This window comes from Mammaliicoccus lentus (assembly GCF_002902755.1).
Lineage (GTDB): Bacteria > Bacillota > Bacilli > Staphylococcales > Staphylococcaceae > Mammaliicoccus > Mammaliicoccus lentus.
This window is the reverse complement of the sequence record NZ_PPRS01000071.1, coordinates 1-229: the sequence shown is the minus strand read 5'-3', so window position 1 is coordinate 229 and position 229 is coordinate 1. Positions and strand designations below refer to the sequence as shown.

Here is a 229-nt window from a genome sequence, read left to right as displayed (position 1 = left end):
ATGCAGCTTAGAAAAAGAGAGAAAGTCATTAAGACTTTCCCTAACCTAGACTCAGCTTTTAGATTAATTGGTGCATTACTCATGGATATTCAAGAAAATCTAGATAATGCTAAAAGACCTTTTATTCCTTAAACTTACTACTTATTTTTGAAAAATAAGTAGAGATTAACAAAATGAATCTGCTAAAAATCAAACAGATTTATTTTGTTAATACATTCTAAAAAACCAA

Annotated in this window: 1 protein-coding gene; it reads left to right on the top strand. The window is 27.1% G+C overall.

Translation table 11 applies throughout. From position 1 onward, the window contains the following. A partial coding sequence (locus tag CD135_RS12935) for a transposase (RefSeq protein WP_115344035.1) occupies window positions 1-132 on the top strand: 132 nt, incomplete at its 5' end. Between the last annotated feature and the right edge of the window lie 97 nt (window positions 133-229).